Origin of the sequence: Commensalibacter papalotli (ex Servin-Garciduenas et al. 2014) (assembly GCF_000527695.1) — a bacterium.
Classification (GTDB): domain Bacteria; phylum Pseudomonadota; class Alphaproteobacteria; order Acetobacterales; family Acetobacteraceae; genus Commensalibacter; species Commensalibacter papalotli.
This window is the reverse complement of record NZ_ATSX01000001.1, coordinates 97,663-113,788: the sequence shown is the minus strand read 5'-3', so window position 1 is coordinate 113,788 and position 16,126 is coordinate 97,663. Positions and strand designations below refer to the sequence as shown.

27 protein-coding genes are annotated in these 16,126 nt (G+C 40.2%); 1 reads left to right on the top strand and 26 read right to left on the bottom strand.

The genetic code is table 11. The features are described from left to right. Positions 1–31 precede the first annotated feature (31 nt). Positions 32–1,531, top strand: a complete 1,500-nt coding sequence (locus tag COMX_RS00565) for an efflux transporter outer membrane subunit (protein ID WP_034338568.1) — start codon at positions 32–34, stop codon at positions 1,529–1,531. 46 nt (positions 1,532–1,577) lie between these two features. Here COMX_RS00565 and COMX_RS00560 read toward each other — a convergent pair whose 3' ends face one another. The 26 genes from COMX_RS00560 to rplD form a co-directional block, all read right to left on the bottom strand. Further along, positions 1,578–2,753, bottom strand: coding sequence for an MFS transporter (locus COMX_RS00560; protein ID WP_034335838.1), 1,176 nt, complete (start codon positions 2,751–2,753; stop codon positions 1,578–1,580). Positions 2,754–2,914: 161 nt separating this feature from the next. Beyond that, a complete protein-coding gene (rplQ, locus tag COMX_RS00555; RefSeq protein WP_034335835.1) occupies positions 2,915–3,340 on the bottom strand; it encodes a 50S ribosomal protein L17 in 426 nt (141 codons plus the stop codon). 30 nt (positions 3,341–3,370) lie between these two features. Then, a complete protein-coding gene (locus tag COMX_RS00550; RefSeq protein WP_034335832.1) occupies positions 3,371–4,390 on the bottom strand; it encodes a DNA-directed RNA polymerase subunit alpha in 1,020 nt (339 codons plus the stop codon). A 116-nt stretch (positions 4,391–4,506) separates the two neighbouring features. Then, the gene (rpsK, locus tag COMX_RS00545) at positions 4,507–4,899 is read right to left on the bottom strand and encodes a 30S ribosomal protein S11 (protein WP_034335829.1); all 393 of its coding nucleotides are present in this window, start codon (positions 4,897–4,899) and stop codon (positions 4,507–4,509) included. Between the two features lie 52 nt (positions 4,900–4,951). Next, positions 4,952–5,329 carry a 30S ribosomal protein S13 gene (gene rpsM / locus COMX_RS00540; RefSeq protein ID WP_034335826.1) on the bottom strand — a complete coding sequence of 126 codons (378 nt, stop codon included), beginning with the start codon at positions 5,327–5,329 and terminating at the stop codon, positions 4,952–4,954. 192 nt (positions 5,330–5,521) lie between these two features. Further along, positions 5,522–6,184, bottom strand: a complete 663-nt coding sequence (locus tag COMX_RS00535; RefSeq protein ID WP_034335822.1) for an adenylate kinase — start codon at positions 6,182–6,184, stop codon at positions 5,522–5,524. Continuing rightward, positions 6,181–7,530 carry a preprotein translocase subunit SecY gene (secY, locus tag COMX_RS00530; RefSeq protein WP_034335819.1) on the bottom strand — a complete coding sequence of 450 codons (1,350 nt, stop codon included), beginning with the start codon at positions 7,528–7,530 and terminating at the stop codon, positions 6,181–6,183. Before secY ends, COMX_RS00535 begins: the two co-directional genes overlap by 4 nt. A gap of 136 nt (positions 7,531–7,666) precedes the next feature. Beyond that, positions 7,667–8,155 carry a 50S ribosomal protein L15 gene (rplO, locus tag COMX_RS00525; protein ID WP_034335814.1) on the bottom strand — a complete coding sequence of 163 codons (489 nt, stop codon included), beginning with the start codon at positions 8,153–8,155 and terminating at the stop codon, positions 7,667–7,669. A gap of 4 nt (positions 8,156–8,159) precedes the next feature. Beyond that, complete coding sequence (gene rpmD / locus COMX_RS00520; RefSeq protein WP_034335811.1) at positions 8,160–8,351, bottom strand: 50S ribosomal protein L30; 192 nt, start codon at positions 8,349–8,351, stop codon at positions 8,160–8,162. Further along, positions 8,344–8,922, bottom strand: a complete 579-nt coding sequence (rpsE, locus tag COMX_RS00515; RefSeq protein ID WP_034335808.1) for a 30S ribosomal protein S5 — start codon at positions 8,920–8,922, stop codon at positions 8,344–8,346. Before rpsE ends, rpmD begins: the two co-directional genes overlap by 8 nt. A 12-nt stretch (positions 8,923–8,934) precedes the next feature. Next, entirely contained in the window at positions 8,935–9,297 is a 363-nt protein-coding gene (rplR, locus tag COMX_RS00510; protein WP_034335806.1) for a 50S ribosomal protein L18, read from the bottom strand. Further along, positions 9,297–9,830 carry a 50S ribosomal protein L6 gene (rplF, locus tag COMX_RS00505; protein WP_034335802.1) on the bottom strand — a complete coding sequence of 178 codons (534 nt, stop codon included), beginning with the start codon at positions 9,828–9,830 and terminating at the stop codon, positions 9,297–9,299. Before rplF ends, rplR begins: the two co-directional genes overlap by 1 nt. A gap of 10 nt (positions 9,831–9,840) precedes the next feature. Further along, a complete protein-coding gene (gene rpsH / locus COMX_RS00500; protein WP_034335799.1) occupies positions 9,841–10,239 on the bottom strand; it encodes a 30S ribosomal protein S8 in 399 nt (132 codons plus the stop codon). 10 nt (positions 10,240–10,249) lie between these two features. Further along, entirely contained in the window at positions 10,250–10,555 is a 306-nt protein-coding gene (gene rpsN, locus COMX_RS00495) for a 30S ribosomal protein S14 (protein ID WP_034335796.1), read from the bottom strand. Positions 10,556–10,661: 106 nt separating this feature from the next. After that, positions 10,662–11,231, bottom strand: coding sequence for a 50S ribosomal protein L5 (gene rplE / locus COMX_RS00490; protein WP_034335793.1), 570 nt, complete (start codon positions 11,229–11,231; stop codon positions 10,662–10,664). Positions 11,232–11,242: 11 nt separating this feature from the next. After that, positions 11,243–11,563: a 50S ribosomal protein L24 gene (gene rplX, locus COMX_RS00485; protein WP_034335789.1), complete on the bottom strand. Its 321-nt coding sequence runs from the start codon at positions 11,561–11,563 to the stop codon at positions 11,243–11,245. After that, a complete protein-coding gene (rplN, locus tag COMX_RS00480; RefSeq protein WP_034335786.1) occupies positions 11,563–11,931 on the bottom strand; it encodes a 50S ribosomal protein L14 in 369 nt (122 codons plus the stop codon). The genes rplX and rplN overlap by 1 nt, the downstream gene beginning before the upstream one ends. Before the next feature lie 13 nt (positions 11,932–11,944). Further along, positions 11,945–12,223 (bottom strand): 30S ribosomal protein S17, encoded by a 279-nt coding sequence (rpsQ, locus tag COMX_RS00475; RefSeq protein WP_034335783.1) that lies wholly within the window; start codon positions 12,221–12,223, stop codon positions 11,945–11,947. Between the two features lie 14 nt (positions 12,224–12,237). Further along, on the bottom strand, positions 12,238–12,474 hold the full coding sequence (rpmC, locus tag COMX_RS00470; protein WP_034335780.1) for a 50S ribosomal protein L29: 237 nt from the start codon (positions 12,472–12,474) through the stop codon (positions 12,238–12,240). A gap of 3 nt (positions 12,475–12,477) precedes the next feature. Next, on the bottom strand, positions 12,478–12,894 hold the full coding sequence (gene rplP / locus COMX_RS00465) for a 50S ribosomal protein L16 (protein WP_008853162.1): 417 nt from the start codon (positions 12,892–12,894) through the stop codon (positions 12,478–12,480). 62 nt (positions 12,895–12,956) lie between these two features. After that, complete coding sequence (gene rpsC, locus COMX_RS00460) at positions 12,957–13,634, bottom strand: 30S ribosomal protein S3 (protein WP_034335775.1); 678 nt, start codon at positions 13,632–13,634, stop codon at positions 12,957–12,959. 2 nt (positions 13,635–13,636) lie between these two features. After that, positions 13,637–14,032 carry a 50S ribosomal protein L22 gene (rplV, locus tag COMX_RS00455; protein ID WP_034335772.1) on the bottom strand — a complete coding sequence of 132 codons (396 nt, stop codon included), beginning with the start codon at positions 14,030–14,032 and terminating at the stop codon, positions 13,637–13,639. Positions 14,033–14,034: 2 nt separating this feature from the next. Then, a complete protein-coding gene (gene rpsS / locus COMX_RS00450; protein ID WP_034335769.1) occupies positions 14,035–14,313 on the bottom strand; it encodes a 30S ribosomal protein S19 in 279 nt (92 codons plus the stop codon). Between the two features lie 15 nt (positions 14,314–14,328). Beyond that, on the bottom strand, positions 14,329–15,159 hold the full coding sequence (gene rplB, locus COMX_RS00445) for a 50S ribosomal protein L2 (RefSeq protein ID WP_034335766.1): 831 nt from the start codon (positions 15,157–15,159) through the stop codon (positions 14,329–14,331). 17 nt (positions 15,160–15,176) lie between these two features. After that, a complete protein-coding gene (locus COMX_RS00440) occupies positions 15,177–15,473 on the bottom strand; it encodes a 50S ribosomal protein L23 (protein WP_200867613.1) in 297 nt (98 codons plus the stop codon). Positions 15,474–15,508: 35 nt separating this feature from the next. Beyond that, entirely contained in the window at positions 15,509–16,123 is a 615-nt protein-coding gene (gene rplD, locus COMX_RS00435; protein WP_034335761.1) for a 50S ribosomal protein L4, read from the bottom strand. Positions 16,124–16,126 lie beyond the last annotated feature (3 nt).

Below are 16,126 nucleotides of genomic sequence, written 5' to 3'. Positions count from 1 at the left end.
TTCGTTTCCTCCTTTTCCTAAAAATCGTTTTTTGAAAACTATTTCTACAGTTTGCTTATTGTCCCTAAGCAGTTGTATGGCTGGTCCAAACTATCACCGACCTTCTGCGATTACTTCTCCTCATTTTAAAGAGCTTCAACCAGTTACAGGATGGGTTAAGGCAGATCCAAACTTAGCCTCTGCTGAAAAAGGCGAATGGTGGAAACTTTATAATGATCCTTTGCTAAATCAACTAGAAGAACAGATTGATATTTCAAACCAAAATCTTAAGCAAGCTGAGGCTTCTTATCGCAATGCACGTGCAATGATTGATCAAGTAAGAGCCGGTTTTTTCCCAACCCTAAGCATCGGGCCAAGCTTTAACCGTCAAGGTAATGGTGGTGGGGCAACAGGTATCGGCAGCGGAGGGAATATCAGTTATGCCAAAGGACAAACAAAAAATACTTATGCCTTACAAACAGCAGCCAGCTGGGACTTGGATTTATGGGGAAAAATCAGGCGAAATACACAAAGCCAAGTTGCTGCTGCTCAAGCCAGTGCTGCTGATCTTGCTAATGCACGCCTCTCTTATCAAAGCCAATTGGCACAAACTTATTTCAACTTACGCTACCAAGATTCCCTAATGGATCTTTTGCAAAAAAACATTGATTTTTATGAAGCCTCTTTACGTGTTACACAGAACCAACATAATGCAGGAACAATCGAACCCACTGCTCTTTTGCAAGCTAAAACACAATTACAACAAACCAAAGCACAACTAACCCAAGCAGGTATAGCACGTGCACAATATGAACATGCTATTGCTATTTTAATTGGTAAACCACCTGCTGAGCTTTCTATTCCCCGTGGCAGTCTCAGCTTTACGGTACCAGCTATTCCTGTAGAAGTCCCAGCAACCCTTTTACAACGTAGACCAGATATAGCCTCGGCTGAAAGAGCAATGGAAGAGCAAAATGCTCAGATCGGTGCTGCTATTGCAGCTTTCTATCCTGATGTTACCCTAAGTGCCAGTTTAAGTTATAGTGGCACCCCTGTAGGTAGCTTAATCCAAGTTGCAAATCGAATTTGGTCTTTGGGGGCATCTGCCTCTGAAACCCTTTTTGATGGGGGCTCAAGAACATCATTGGTTAAACAAGCCGAAGCACAATATGATATGTCTGTTGCAACTTATCGCCAAACAGTCCTAGAGGCCATACAAGGCGTAGAAGATCAACTTTCTAACCTAAGAATTTTGGAACAGCAATATATTGAACAGCAACAAGCTGTAAGTCTTGCCAATCAAACAGCACAAATTGCCCTTAACCAATATAAAGTTGGGACCCAAGATTATACAACAGTCGTTACCCAACAAATTACGTCTCTTAGTAACCAACAAACAGCCTTAGGGATCCAACAGCAACGTATGGTTGATAGCGTGCTGTTAATACAAAATTTGGGTGGAGGATGGAATGATAAACGCTTACCAAGTAAATCTTCATTAACATCCAATCTTCCTTTTGTGCCTTCTTTTATGCAGAAAAATCCTAATTAGTCCTTCAATTTCAACCTTCTTACTCAGAAGGTTGAAAACTTATTTCTCAAGCAATAGCTAACTTAGTTTCTCTTTTGCCTCTTAGATAAGAAATTAATGCTAGCACAAAGGCAGCAATCGATAATAAACCTCCGGCAAAATTTGGAGATGCATATCCAAATTGATGTGCAATAACCACACCACCTATCCACGCTCCCAACGCATTTCCTAAATTAAACATACCAATATTAAAGGATGAAATCAAATTAGCAGCACCTGCTTTACGTGCCTTAGTCATTACCAAATGTTGAATCGGTGATACTGTTGCAAAACCAAAAGCCGCAATTAAAAAGATACTTAATACTAGAATAACAGCATTAGCTGCCATAAAATATAAAACAAACAACATGATTGCTTGCAATATAAGACTAGATAACAACACAGGCATCAATGATCTACGTGCAAGTTTCCCACCCATAATATTTCCAATACAAAGCCCTAAACCAAATACAAATAAAATCCATGGCACTGCCGTATCATGAAATCCAGCAACTTTGGTTATAACAGGAGCTATATACGTAATTGATGTAAAAAAAGCACCTGGCCCCAGAACCGTAATAGCCATTGCAATCAACACATCAGGATCTTTAAAAACTGCAAGCTCTTTTAATAAATGGAATTCAGGCTCGTCTTCTCTTTTGATTTCAGCTGGAACTAATTTAGCAACTGCTATAAATGCTACAATTCCAATAAATGTAATCATATAAAAAACGAAATGCCATGATATCTTATACCCTAAATAGGTAACTAAAGGCGTTCCAATCAATGTAGAAAGTGTCAAACCACTAAACATAAAAGAGATTGCAGAAGTTTCCCTTCCTTTACACAGTTCCACAGCAATTAAAGACCCAATCCCAATAAAAGCACCATGCGCTAATGATGTAATAAAACGACCAATAAGTGTTACGAAAAAATAAGGAGACCAAGCAGTAATTAAGTTACCAACAATGAAAAATCCTACTAACAATAATAGCATTTTTTTTTGCGGCACTTTTGCACCTAAAATAATAATAACAGGAGTAAATAGAAATACACCCAATGCATAAATCGTTGCTGCAAATCCTGCATTATCAATAGAAATTGAAAAATCATGCGCTATAAATGGCAATAACCCAGATATAGAGAATTCAGTAATTCCTATACCAAACGTCATCATTGCTAATGCCCATATTGCCAATGGCATAATGATATCCTTTTATTATAAAAAATTCTCTGTTACACAAAAATATTAATATTTATTTACTTGTTAAGATTCAGTTATTTTCGATGAATACAAGTATATACAAAAAAAAGAGATAGGAAAATTCCTATCTCTTTTTAAAAGTCTATTAGAAAGCAGTTAAATTAAGCAGCGAAATCGTCTGCATCTTCAACTTCAGGTTTTGGACCACTGTCTAAACCTTTTGCATTAACATCGCGTTCTACGAATTCAATTACAGACATATTTGCTGCATCACCATAACGAACGCCCGCTTTAAGTACGCGAATATATCCGCCTTGACGAGCTTTGTAACGGTCAGCAATGGTAGAGAATAATTTAGAAACAATGGTTTCATCACGCAATAAAGCGAATGCCTGTCTACGTGCATGTAAATCACCACGTTTACCAAGAGTAACCAATTTTTCAACAACTGGGCGCAATTCTTTGGCTTTTGGCAAAGTTGTTGTAATTTGTTCGTGCTTGATCAAGGCAACAGCCATGTTACGAAACATCGCTTTACGATGAGACGTTGTAACACCAAGCTTACGGCCAGACATACCGTGACGCATAATTTATACTATCCTTTTTTATTCACAATGCTAAAACAGCTCATCAAGCCGTTTTGCTAACTCTTCAATATTTTCAGGTGGCCATGCAGGCACATTCATCCCTAAAGACAATCCCATTGAAGTAAGAACTTCTTTAATCTCATTCAATGATTTACGTCCAAAGTTAGGAGTACGCAACATTTCCTGTTCAGTTCTTTGAACTAAATCACCAATATAAACGATATTATCGTTTTTCAGGCAATTTGCACTACGAACTGAAAGTTCAAGTTCATCAACTTTACGCAATAAATTACGATTGAATGGAAGATCTTCTTGAGGTTCTTCAGCTTGAACAGGTTTAGGTTCATCGAAATTAATAAAGAGCTGTAACTGATCTTGTAAAATACGAGCTGCTAAAGCAACCGCATTTTCAGGAGTTACAGAACCATCTGTTTCCAATGTTAACAACAATTTGTCGAAGTCAGTAACCTGACCGACACGTGTTGGTTCCACTTTATAGGAAACACGACGAACTGGAGAATAAATTGCATCAATAGGAATCATGCCGATTGGAGCATCTTCCTGACGATTTGCTGCCGCTGGAACATAGCCTTTACCCATAGAAACGGTAAATTCCATACCCAACTTAACACCATCATCAAGAGTACAAATTACTAAATCTGGGTTCATGATTTCAATATCATGATCCGTTTGAATTTGCCCTGCTGTCACTTGTCCGGGTCCAACTGCAGATAGAATCATACGTTTTGGACCTTCACTGTGCATACGAATCGCAAGTTGTTTTACGTTCAACACAATGTCGGTAACATCTTCACGAACACCATTTACAGATGAGAATTCATGAAGAACACCATCAATACGAAGTGCTGTAACAGCTGCTCCTTGAAGGGAAGAAAGAAGTATCCGCCGAAGCGCATTGCCGAGCGTCATGCCGAAGCCACGTTCAAGTGGCTCCGCCACCACGGTCGCCACATTAGATGACGCCGAGCCCGGTTCGACTTCTAGCTTCTCTGGTTTTATAAGAGACTGCCAGTTTTTTTGGAGGACCAAGGTGGTGGCCTTTCAATCCAGAATTTTGCCATAGAGGCGACAAAATCCTAACCAAAAGATTAGGATTAATCTCTGATTACTTTTCTAAATACTAGAAAAGTAACAAAAGGAACGAACTAAACGCGACGTCGTTTACGAGGACGACATCCGTTATGTGGTACTGGGGTTGTATCCCGAATAGAAGTTACGGTAAAACCAACAGCCTGTAATGCACGAAGTGCACTTTCACGCCCTGATCCTGGACCTGAAACTTCAATTTCAAGCGTTTCCATACCATGTTCACGTGCTTTTTTTCCAGCATCTTCTGCAGCCATTTGTGCTGCATAAGGTGTAGATTTACGAGAACCTTTAAAGCCTTGTGCACCTGCTGATGACCAAGAAATAGCATTTCCTTGAACATCAGAGATGGTAATCATTGTATTATTAAACGTAGACAAAACATGTGCTACGCCGGAAATAATGTTTTTGCGTTCTTTTCTTTTAAGACGCGGAGCGGCGGGTTTCGCCATGACTTTTTTTATCCTGTTGTTTAGTTACAAAAAATAAAAACCAACCTAGGGACTAACGTGTTGCTTTTTTCTTACCAGCAATAGCAACAGCCTTACCCTTACGCGTACGCGCGTTGGTATGGGTTCTTTGCCCTCTTACAGGTAAACCACGACGGTGACGCAAGCCACGGTAGCATCCTAAATCCATTAGACGTTTAATATTCATCGCTACTTCACGACGAAGATCACCTTCAACTTGATATTCACTATCAATTAACTCACGAATTTTCAAAATTTCATCATCTGAAAGTTCGTTTACTCTGCGTTCGTCAGGAATTGAAAGTTTATTACAAATTTCCTGCGCTTTTGTAGGCCCAATGCCATAAATATAACGCAGACCAATTGCTACCCGTTTATTTGTCGGGATGTTTACGCCGGCAATACGCGCCACGCCTGTTACTCCTCAATTAACCTAAAAAAATCAGGCTTATTTCTTTAATAATTAGCTCCTAAATAAAACACATAGCGTGTTTATAAATATAGAGAAAGCTAACACCTAAAATACCTATAAAGGCAGCAATATAACCTTCCTGCCCTTAGAGTCAATACCGCAACACAAAAAATTTATTTTGCATAAAGAATTCTAGTTGCTTAATTTAATTTGTTTTAAGACTTGGTCAATGTCTTTTGTGACCTCATCCACGCTTTTCATACCATTAATCGCATATAAACAGTTTTTTTTCTGATAGTATGGTAATAATGGCGCAGTTTGTTTACGATATGTTTCCAATCTTGCTAAGACTGTTTCCTTATTATCGTCAGCTCTAGACACGAACTCAGTAGAACCACATCTATCACAAACTTTATCCACTTTTGGCTGCTTAAACAACTTGTGATAGCTAGCACCACATTTTGCACAACTAAAACGACCAGATATACGCTCTGCCAAGACTTCCTCATCAACTTCCAAAGAAAGCACTGCATCTAGCTGCATATTTTGCGAGGCAAACATTGTATCTAATGCTTCGGCCTGCCCCAAACTACGTGGAAAACCATCAAGAATAAATCCATTCTTACAATCATCGACTTGGATTCTTTTTTGAATCATAGATACGATCAAATCATCTGGGACTAGCTCACCATTATCCATAATTTTCTTCGCAAGCTTGCCAATATCAGATTCTGCTTTCACTTCAGCACGCAACATATCACCTGTTGAAATTTGAGCGATTTTGTATTCTTTAGCAAGATGTTGAGATTGTGTACCTTTACCAGCACCTGGTGGGCCTAAAAAAACTAATTTCATCGCTTTTTCCCTTTACCGCCACGTGACTTACGCAATAACCCTTGATACTGATGTGCAACTAGATGAGATTGCACTTGTGTAACAGTATCAATTGTCACAGACACAATAATAATCAAACTCGTTCCACCAAAATAGAAAGGTACATTATAGTGATTGATTAAAAATTGTGGCAGCAAACAAACTGCGACCAAGTATAAAGCACCAATCGTCGTTAATCGGGTTAAAATCGTATCAAAATAAGTTGCTGTATTCGCACCAGGACGAATCCCAGGAATAAAACCACCTTGTTTTCGTAGGTTATCAGCAGTTTCTTTCGGATTGAAACTGACCGCCGCATAGAAAAAAGAAAAGAACACAATCATTGCTGCATAAAACAACATATACAGAAAACGCCCTTGACTAAATTCCTGTCCAACAATCGCCAACCAACCTGGTGTTGAATCGCTTGATAAAAATCCAGAAATCGTTACAGGTATTAACAAAACAGAAGATGCAAAAATTGGAGGGATTACTCCTGCTGTATTTACCTTAAGTGGCATATGTGTAGAATCCCCACCATATTGGCGTTGTCCTACTTGTCTTTTAGGGTACTGGATAACAACACGCCTTTGTGCTTGTTCCATAAATACAATGAAAGCAATAGTAATAGCCGCTAAAACTAGGAAAATAACTACAAATATAGGCGATAAGGCCCCAGTATAACCCAAATTAAATAAGCTTGCTAAAGCAGTTGGTAAATTAGCAACAATACCAGCAAAAATAATTAATGAAATACCATTTCCTACCCCACGGGCAGTAATTTGCTCACCCAGCCACATCAAAAACATCGTCCCACCAACAAGTGTAATTACACATGTCGCTGTAAAGAATAGACCTGGATGAATAACTGCGTTACCTGCAGGAGTACTCATACTCCCGAGTCCAACCGCAATCCCATATGCTTGGAATAGTGCAATAAAAACTGTTAAATAACGCGTATATTGGTTAAGCTTTTTACGCCCTTGTTCACCTTCTTTTTTTAAAGCTTCCAAAGAAGGCATCGCCGAAGACATTAATTGAATAATGATTGACGCACTAATATAAGGCATAATGTTCAGGGCAAAAATAGTCATACGGCCAAGCGCACCGCCACTAAACATATCAAACATACCCAAAATACCGCCTTGATGTTTGGCAAGTAATTGAGCCATAATAGCCGCATCAACACCTGGGACAGGAATATACGTACCTAAACGGTAAATAATCAAAGCCCCTAAGGTAAACCAAATGCGTTTTTTTAATTCAGTCGCCTTAGAAAAAGCACTGACATTAATACTAGATGCTAATTGCTCGGCCATAGAGGCCATAATCTTATCCTTTCAGAAAAAACAGCGTCACCGCAATAGTTACGGGACGCTGTATTTTTAACCTTAAGATCTATTGTGTTTTATAAACTTATAAGCATTTATCATTTGATAATGCAAGTTATATCTCACTTATAGTTTAGGCATCTGCAGATACATCCCCAGAAGGCACCAATAGCTTAACAGTGCCACCAGCTTTTTTTACTGCTTCAACAGCAGCAGCAGAAGCACCAGAGACTTCAATATTTACAGCTTTATTAAGCTCACCTTTAGCAAGCAAACGAACACCAACGTATTTTTTACCTTTAAATAAGCCAGCATCACGCAAAGAAGCTTCATTAATTACTGAAGAAGCGTTTAGTTTACCACTATCAATTGCTATAGTCAGAGTATCAAGATTTACTTCTGCATAAATTTTGCGGAAGATATTCTTAAATCCTCTTTTAGGTAAACGACGATAAAGAGGAAGTTGTCCACCTTCAAAGCCGTTAATTGCAACACCAGATCTAGCATGTTGGCCTTTATGACCTTTACCTGATGTTTTACCTTTACCTGAACCAATACCACGACCTAAACGTTTTTTATGGTATCTAGAGCCCAGATTATCACGAAGTTCATTTAAGTTCATTAAATTATCCTTCCACCTTCACAAGGTGGCGAACCTTATTGATCATCCCTTGAACAGCTGGAGTATTTTCCAACTCACGAGTTGCGCCAATACGATTTAACCCTAAACCAACCAATGTTTGCTTTTGATCTTTTTGACGACCAATTGCAGAAGCTATTTGTGTAACTTTAACTTTTGCAGCTTTAGAATCAACCATTTACAACCTCCGCATTTTGCGCATTAGTTGCATTATCTCGGCGTCCAAGTATTTCAGAAACTTTTTTGCCACGTCTTGCAGCAACAACCCGAGGGCTTGCACAACGACGCAATGCATCAAAAGTAGCTTTCACCATGTTATGAGGATTACGTGAACCTGTTGACTTAGCAACAACGTCATTAATCCCAAGGCTTTCAAAAACAGCACGCATAGGACCACCGGCAATAATACCAGTTCCTGCTTCTGCTGATCTTAAAATCACTTTACCTGCTCCAAAACAGCCTTGAACATCATGATGTAATGTTCTGCCTTCTTTCATTGGAACACGAATCATTGATTTCTTAGCTTGCTCTGTTGCTTTACGGATTGCTTCAGGAACTTCTCTAGCTTTACCAGAACCGTATCCTACGCGACCACGTTGATCACCAACAACAACCAATGCAGCAAATGCAAAGCGACGACCGCCCTTTACAACTTTTGCAACACGGTTGATTGTTACGAGCTTATCAACCAAATCATCATTATCACGCTCACGTCCTGCGCGACCGCCTTCTTTTACTTCACGTGCCATTCGCAACCTCCCTTAGAACGCAAGTCCGCCCTCACGGGCAGCCTCAGCAAGCGCTTTTACACGCCCATGATAAATATAAGAGCCACGATCAAACACGACCTGTTCCAACCCAGCTGCTTTTGCACGTTCAGCAATTAATTTACCAATTGTGCGAGCAGCATCAATATCAGCTCCAGTTTTCAATTGTGCTTTAACCGCTGCATCTAAAGTAGACGCAGCAGCTAAAGTTTTACCAGCAACATCGTCAATGACCTGAGCATAAATATTTTTGCTAGAACGGAAAACTGATAGACGAGGACGCCCATTTCCTTTTTGACTAAGCTGATAACGCAACCGTCTACGCCGGCGCGCTTGTAATTCACGTTGCGTACCCATTATTTCTTCTTGCCTTCTTTGCGACGTATGACTTCATTATCATAACGAACACCCTTACCTTTATAAGGCTCAGGCTTCCTAAAATTACGAATGTCTAAAGCAACCTGACCAACACGTTGCTTATCATTCCCGTCAACCGTTACTGCGGTTGGACGAGGTGTTGTAATTTTAATATCAGCTGGAATTGGATAAACAATATCGTGAGAATACCCAAGATTCATAACCAAGTTTGAACCTTGAACAGATGCACGAAAACCTGTTCCTGTAATTTCTAAAGTTTTAGTATAACCTTCAGAAACTCCATGAACCATATTTGCTATTAAAGCTCTAGTTGTTCCCCACATCGCACGAGCGATGATAGCTTTACCTTTTGGCGCAACAACAACTTGGCTATTTTCGATTTTAGCATCAACATGTTCAGAAACAGGAATAGATAAAGCACCTCTTTTCCCTTTTACTGTCATCACACCATTTGCTAAAGAAACTTCTACCCCTTGTGGAATCTGTACAGGGTTTTTGCCTACACGTGACATTTAATCCCCCTTAGAATACACGACAAAGAACTTCGCCACCAACATTAGCAGCGCGAGCTTCAACATCAGATAAAACACCACAAGGTGTTGAAAGAATAGATACGCCAAGACCACCATAAACACGTGGCAATTCTTTGATTTTAGAATATACACGACGGCCTGGTTTTGAAACTCTTTGAATTTCTTTAATTACAGGTTCACCGTCAGAGTATTTCAATTCAATATGAAGTTGACTAATACCTTTACGCAATTCTTCTTTTTTGTAACCGCGAATATAACCTTCACGTTTCAACGCTTCTAAAACATTAAGTCTTAGATTAGAAGCTGGCGCCACACAAGAAGAGTGACGAGCAGATTGCGCATTACGAATACGGGTGAGCATATCACCTAATGGATCAGATAATGACATCTACAGCCCCTTACCAACTTGACTTAACCATACCGGGTATTTGCCCAGTAGATGCGAGTTCGCGCAATGCAATACGGCATAGCTCGAATTTACGATAGTTACCACGAGAACGGCCTGTTAATTTACAGCGCAAACGCACTCTTGTACGAGAACCGTTACGTGGAAGTTTTGCCAATTTCAAAGAAGCATCGAAACGATCTTCAACGGGCAGACTTCTATCCATGACTATATTTTTTAATGCAATGCGTTTTGTTTTATCACGCGCAGACATATTTGCACGCTTCGCATTACGATGGATGGCGGAAGTTTTTGCCATGCTTTATTTTACCCTCCGGAACCTGTCGAAACTTTCGACCGTTTTCCAAAATAAACAAATTTGCAAGGTGATATTTAATTCACCTTGCAGCGAAAAGAACCAGTTCTTAGCCAACGAAAGGAAGAGAGAAAGCTTTTAATAAAGCTTTAGCTTCTTCATTTGTTTTAGCAGAGGTCACGAAAATAACATCCATACCACGAACTTCGTCTACTTTGTCATAAACGATTTCAGGAAATACGATTTGTTCTTTCAAACCCATTGCAAAGTTACCATGACCATCAAAACCTTTGTTCGCAGGTAAACCCCTAAAGTCACGAACACGAGGCAATGCAATTGTCACCAAACGATCTAAGAATTCATACATACGACGACTACGTAATGTAACTTTACAACCAATTGGCAAACCAGCACGTATCTTGAAGCCAGCAATAGCTTTCTTACTAAGTGTTTTAACTGCTTTTTGACCAGCAATCAAGGTCATTTCTTCAGTTGCAGCATCTAATTTTTTTTGATCAGCAGCAGCTTCACCAACACCCATATTCAAAACGATTTTTTCTAGGCGCGGTATTTGCATCTCATTTTTATATGAGAACTGTTCACGTAGGCTTTTGCGAAACTCGTTTTTATAGAGAGTATAAAGGCGTGCTTCAGAAGCTGTTTGAGTATTTTCTGACATTCCTCTCTCTCCTAACTTTCAATCACTTCGCCAGTAGCTTTGGCGATACGGACTTTACGACCATCTTCTAGAACTCTAAAACCAACCCGTGTTGGTTTTCCAGATTTTGGATCAACGAGCTTCAGGTTAGACAAATGAACAGGTTTTTCACGTTCAATAATCCCACCAGGTTCACCCATACGGGAAGGCTTCTTGTGGTGTTTTGCAATTGCAACACCGCGCACAACAGCCTTATCTTCTTCAGGAAGAACAGAAAGAACTTCCCCTTTAACCCCTTTATAAGGGCCAGTGATCACGATAACTTGATCACCTTTCTTTATGCGTGCAGCCATTATAGAACCTCCGGAGCTAAGGAGATAATTTTCATAAACTTACGAGCACGCAATTCTCTGACCACTGGGCCAAAGATACGTGTTCCGATAGGTTCGCTTTGTTTATTAATCAGCACAGCTGCATTTTTATCAAAACGAATAGATGTGCCATCAGCACGACGTACAGGATAACTTGTACGCACGATTACAGCTTGATGAACCTCACCTTTTTTTACTTTTCCACGAGGAATAGCCTCTTTGACGGAAACGACAATCACGTCGCCGACCGAAGCAGTTTTCCGCTTTGAACCGCCCAGTACCTTAATGCACTGCACCTCTCTTGCGCCTGAATTATCAGCCACTGTAAGGTTGGTCTCGGGATGGATCATGTCTTAGCCTCCCTTAAACTTCAACGCTGGATACTTGCTCAGTTGCCCCGAGAGGAGCACCATTGCGTGTAGTCACAGCCCATGATTTTCTTTTTGATATTGGAGGCGATTCGATAATACGAACCGTATCCCCAATTTTACATTCATTTAATTCATCATGCGCCGCATATTTTTTTGAACGACGAATGAATTTTTTATAAAGCGGATGCATAACACGACGAACAACCAGCACTGTCACTGTTTTGTCCATTTTATCGCTTGTCACCCGACCAGTAAGAACGCGCCTTGGCATTGCCCACGAACTCCTTAGGACTTGCTGGTGGATGCAGTTGCACCCACGGCGTTTTTGTTTAATTCAACCATAACCGTTTTAATACGTGCGATATCGCGACGAATTACACCAACACGGCTGACACCTTCATTTTGACCTGTCGCACGTTGAAAACGCAAGTTGAACTGTTCACGTCTTAAATCAACAAGAAGCGTTTTCAGTTCATCAATGGTTTTGACGCGAAGATCAGCTGGCTTTAATGCCTTTGCCATTCTTTAGGCCTCCCCAATACGGGTTATAAATTTTGTTTTAATTGGAAGCTTAGCAGCACCAAGTGTTAGTGCTTCTTTAGCTATTTCAGGTGAAACACCTTCAATTTCGAACAAAATACGACCTGGTTTGACTCGAGCAACCCAAAATTCAGGAGATCCTTTACCAGATCCCATACGAACTTCTGCAGGTTTACTAGAAACAGGAAGATCTGGAAATACACGAATCCATACACGCCCCATACGCTTCATAGCACGAGTAATCGCACGACGAGAAGCTTCAATTTGACGTGCAGTAATACGTTCAGGTTGCAAAGCTTTCAGACCATAGGTTCCAAAATTTAACTCTGTTCCACCCTTCGCATTGCCGTGAATACGACCTTTATGAGCTTTGCGGAACTTAGTCCGCCGCGGAGATAGCATTATTTAATATCCTCATGCGTTGTAATAGTTGTATGTATAACTACTAAACTCAAATAAATCAATTACCGTTGTGGAACTTGATCAGCAGCACGGCGATCTTGGGCTGAAGGATCATGAGCCATAATTTCGCCCTTAAAGATCCAAACCTTCACTCCACATTTACCATATGTAGTTTGTGCTGCAGCTACACCGTAATCAATATCTGCTCTCAGAGTATGCAAAGGAACACGTCCTTCACGATACCATTCTACGCGAGCAATTTCAGCGCCACCTAAACGACCACTACAATTAATACGAATACCTTGTGCACCTAAACGCATTGCTGATTGCACAGCACGTTTCATAGCACGACGGAAAGCAACACGTCTTTCTAGTTGTTGTGCAATATTTTCAGCAACTAAAGTAGCATCAATCTCAGGCTTGCGAATTTCGACAATGTTTAAAGCAACATCTGCTTTTGCCATTGCTGCCAATTCTTTACGCAAACTGTCGATATCTTGACCTTTTTTACCGATAACAATACCAGGGCGAGCTGCATAAATCGTAACACGAGGTTTTTTAGCAGGGCGTTCGATAACTACGCGAGAAACGCCTGCACCTGCTAATTTTTTACGCAAAAATTCACGAAGCTTAAAATCTTCGAATAATAATCTGGTATAATCTTGATCAGCATACCAACGACTATCCCAAGTGCGATTAATGCCTAGACGCAAACCAATTGGATTTACTTTTTGACCCATTATTATGCAGCCTTTCCTTCATCGTTGTCTTCACGTTCGGCAACTACTATCTTTATATGACTAAAGAATTTCTCGATTTGTGCGGAACGTCCACGACCTCTTGCATGAAAACGACGCATAACCATTGCTTTACCAACTTCAGCACGTGACACGACCAAACGATCAACGTCAAGCTGGTGGTTATTCTCTGCGTTAGCAATCGCACTTTCAAGTATCGTTTTTACTTGCTGAGCAATTCTACGTTTTGAGAAACTTAGTTTTGCTAATGCTTGAGATACAGGTTCATTACGAATTAAACCTGCAACTAAGTTCAATTTACGTGGACTAGTTCTGATATTACGACCAACTGCTTGAGCTTCGTTCTCAGAAAGTGCACGTGGATGCTTTGGTTTACTCATAACTAGCCCCGCTTTGCTTTCTTATCTGCAGCATGCCCATTGTAAGTACGTGTAGGAGAAAATTCACCAAATTTGTGACCTACCATATTTTCACTTACTTGCACTGGCAAAAATTTGTGACCATTGTAAACACCGAAAACCAAACCAACAAATTGTGGTAAAATGGTTGAGCGGCGTGACCAAATCTTAATCACATCATTACGACCAGAAGCACGAGCTGCTTCAGCTTTGTTTAATAAATACCCGTCTACAAACGGGCCTTTCCAGACGGATCTTGCCATCTTTTATTCGCCCCTTTATTTACCTGTCTTACGACGACGGATAATTAAGCTATCCGTACGCTTATTGACTCTAGTTTTATAACCTTTAGTTGGTTTACCCCATGGAGTAACAGGATGACGTCCACCTGAAGTACGACCTTCACCACCACCATGTGGATGGTCAACCGGGTTCATTACAACACCACGGTTATGAGGACGACGTCCTTTCCAACGAGTACGGCCAGCTTTACCAAAATGTTGGTTCATATTATCTGGATTTGATACTGCGCCAACAGTTGCCATACATTCACCACGAACCAAACGCAATTCATTCGATTGCAATTTAATTTGTGCGTAACCAGCGTCTTTACCAACCAATTGTGCATATGTTCCAGCAGAACGAACCAGTTTACCACCAGCACCCTCTTTAAGCTCAATATTATGCACAATAGTTCCAACAGGAATAGCAGCTAAAGGCATTGCATTACCTGGCTTAACGTCTACACGTTGACCAGCGATAACAACGTCACCAACTTTTAAGCGTTGTGGAGCTAAAATATAAGACAACTCACCATCTTCATACTTAATTAAAGCAATGAAGGCTGTGCGGTTTGGATCGTATTCTAAACGTTCAACAGTTGCAGGCATATCAAACTTACGACGTTTAAAATCAACGTAACGATAAGATTGTTTATGTCCACCACCAATAAAACGAGAGGTAATACGACCATTATTATTACGACCACCAGTTTTATTCTTACCTTCGGTAAGCGTTTTAACTGGCTTTCCTTTCCAAAGCTCCTTACGATCGATTAAAATCGTGCCGCGAAGACTTGGAGTAACTGGATTAAAATGCTTTAATGCCATTAATTCCTACCTTACGTTTAAGACAGCTTAGTGGTCAAATCAATTGATTGACCCTCAGCAAGCTGAACAAACGCTTTTTTAATATCAGAACGGCGCCCTAAACGACCTTTAAACTTCTTCGTTTTACCCTTTAAAACAAGAGTATTCACACCAAGAACTTTAACACCAAATAAAGTTTCTATTGCCACTTTAATTTGTGTTTTCGTTGCATTTGGAGCTACTTTAAAAGCAACCTGATTTTTTTCAGATAACATCGTTGCTTTTTCTGTAATTAAAGGCGCACGAATAATATTAAACATCGCTTCACGAGACATTGTCTCCGCTTTGCGACGAAGAGCTAGAATATTTGTCATACTAAGCGCTCCTTCAACCCATCAACTGCAGCACGAGTAATTGCCAATACATCATGATTTAAAATATCATAAACATTAGCACCAATCGTCGGAAGGATATCTACTGAATGAATATTTCTTATTGCATGACCGAAATTTTCATCAACGGTTGTATCCACAATTAAGGCAGAAGTCCAACCGAGAACTTTTAATTTGGCAGCCAATTCAGAAGTCTTAGCAACACCACTAGCTTGATCAAGAATGACCAACTTACCTTCTGATAATTTCTGAGATAAAGCAGAAATTAAACCTAACGTTCTTACTTTCTTAGGGAGATCATATCCGTGATCACGAACAACAGGACCATGAACTACACCACCAGTACGAAAATGCGGACCACGTAATGAACCTTGACGAGCATTACCTGTACCTTTTTGACGGAAAGGTTTCTTTTTAGTTCCTGAAACTTCGGCACGACCCTTAACTTTATGCGTACCAGCACGACGTTTTGCAAGCTGCCAATGAACAACTCTCGCCATGATATCAGCACGAGGTTGAATTTCGAACAACTCTGCAGGAAGAGTGATATTACCAACACTTCCATTATCGAGGGTTTTGATTTCTAGATCCATTTC

Bases quoted from the DNA above. Each gene is read 5' to 3' on its own strand.
- COMX_RS00560 (WP_034335838.1), bottom strand. From the start codon at position 2,753: ATGCCATTGGCAATATGGGCATTAGCAATGATGACGTTTGGTATAGGA.
- rplQ (WP_034335835.1), bottom strand. From the start codon at position 3,340: ATGCGTCACGGTATGTCTGGCCGTAAGCTTGGTGTTACAACGTCTCAT.
- rpsK (WP_034335829.1), bottom strand. From the start codon at position 4,899: ATGGCGAAACCCGCCGCTCCGCGTCTTAAAAGAAAAGAACGCAAAAAC.
- COMX_RS00535 (WP_034335822.1), bottom strand. From the start codon at position 6,184: ATGAAATTAGTTTTTTTAGGCCCACCAGGTGCTGGTAAAGGTACACAA.
- secY (WP_034335819.1), bottom strand. From the start codon at position 7,530: ATGGCCTCTATGGCCGAGCAATTAGCATCTAGTATTAATGTCAGTGCT.
- rplO (WP_034335814.1), bottom strand. From the start codon at position 8,155: ATGAACTTAAATGAACTTCGTGATAATCTGGGCTCTAGATACCATAAA.
- rpmD (WP_034335811.1), bottom strand. From the start codon at position 8,351: ATGGTTGATTCTAAAGCTGCAAAAGTTAAAGTTACACAAATAGCTTCT.
- rpsE (WP_034335808.1), bottom strand. From the start codon at position 8,922: ATGGCACGTGAAGTAAAAGAAGGCGGTCGCGCAGGACGTGAGCGTGAT.
- rplR (WP_034335806.1), bottom strand. From the start codon at position 9,297: ATGGGTACGCAACGTGAATTACAAGCGCGCCGGCGTAGACGGTTGCGT.
- rplF (WP_034335802.1), bottom strand. From the start codon at position 9,830: ATGTCACGTGTAGGCAAAAACCCTGTACAGATTCCACAAGGGGTAGAA.
- rpsH (WP_034335799.1), bottom strand. From the start codon at position 10,239: ATGTCATTATCTGATCCATTAGGTGATATGCTCACCCGTATTCGTAAT.
- rpsN (WP_034335796.1), bottom strand. From the start codon at position 10,555: ATGGCAAAAACTTCCGCCATCCATCGTAATGCGAAGCGTGCAAATATG.
- rplE (WP_034335793.1), bottom strand. From the start codon at position 11,231: ATGTCAGAAAATACTCAAACAGCTTCTGAAGCACGCCTTTATACTCTC.
- rplX (WP_034335789.1), bottom strand. From the start codon at position 11,563: ATGGCTGCACGCATAAAGAAAGGTGATCAAGTTATCGTGATCACTGGC.
- rplN (WP_034335786.1), bottom strand. From the start codon at position 11,931: ATGATCCATCCCGAGACCAACCTTACAGTGGCTGATAATTCAGGCGCA.
- rpsQ (WP_034335783.1), bottom strand. From the start codon at position 12,223: ATGCCAAGGCGCGTTCTTACTGGTCGGGTGACAAGCGATAAAATGGAC.
- rpmC (WP_034335780.1), bottom strand. From the start codon at position 12,474: ATGGCAAAGGCATTAAAGCCAGCTGATCTTCGCGTCAAAACCATTGAT.
- rplP (WP_008853162.1), bottom strand. From the start codon at position 12,894: ATGCTATCTCCGCGGCGGACTAAGTTCCGCAAAGCTCATAAAGGTCGT.
- rpsC (WP_034335775.1), bottom strand. From the start codon at position 13,634: ATGGGTCAAAAAGTAAATCCAATTGGTTTGCGTCTAGGCATTAATCGC.
- rplV (WP_034335772.1), bottom strand. From the start codon at position 14,032: ATGAGTAAACCAAAGCATCCACGTGCACTTTCTGAGAACGAAGCTCAA.
- rpsS (WP_034335769.1), bottom strand. From the start codon at position 14,313: ATGGCAAGATCCGTCTGGAAAGGCCCGTTTGTAGACGGGTATTTATTA.
- rplB (WP_034335766.1), bottom strand. From the start codon at position 15,159: ATGGCATTAAAGCATTTTAATCCAGTTACTCCAAGTCTTCGCGGCACG.
- COMX_RS00440 (WP_200867613.1), bottom strand. From the start codon at position 15,473: ATGTCTCGTGAAGCGATGTTTAATATTATTCGTGCGCCTTTAATTACA.
- rplD (WP_034335761.1), bottom strand. From the start codon at position 16,123: ATGGATCTAGAAATCAAAACCCTCGATAATGGAAGTGTTGGTAATATC.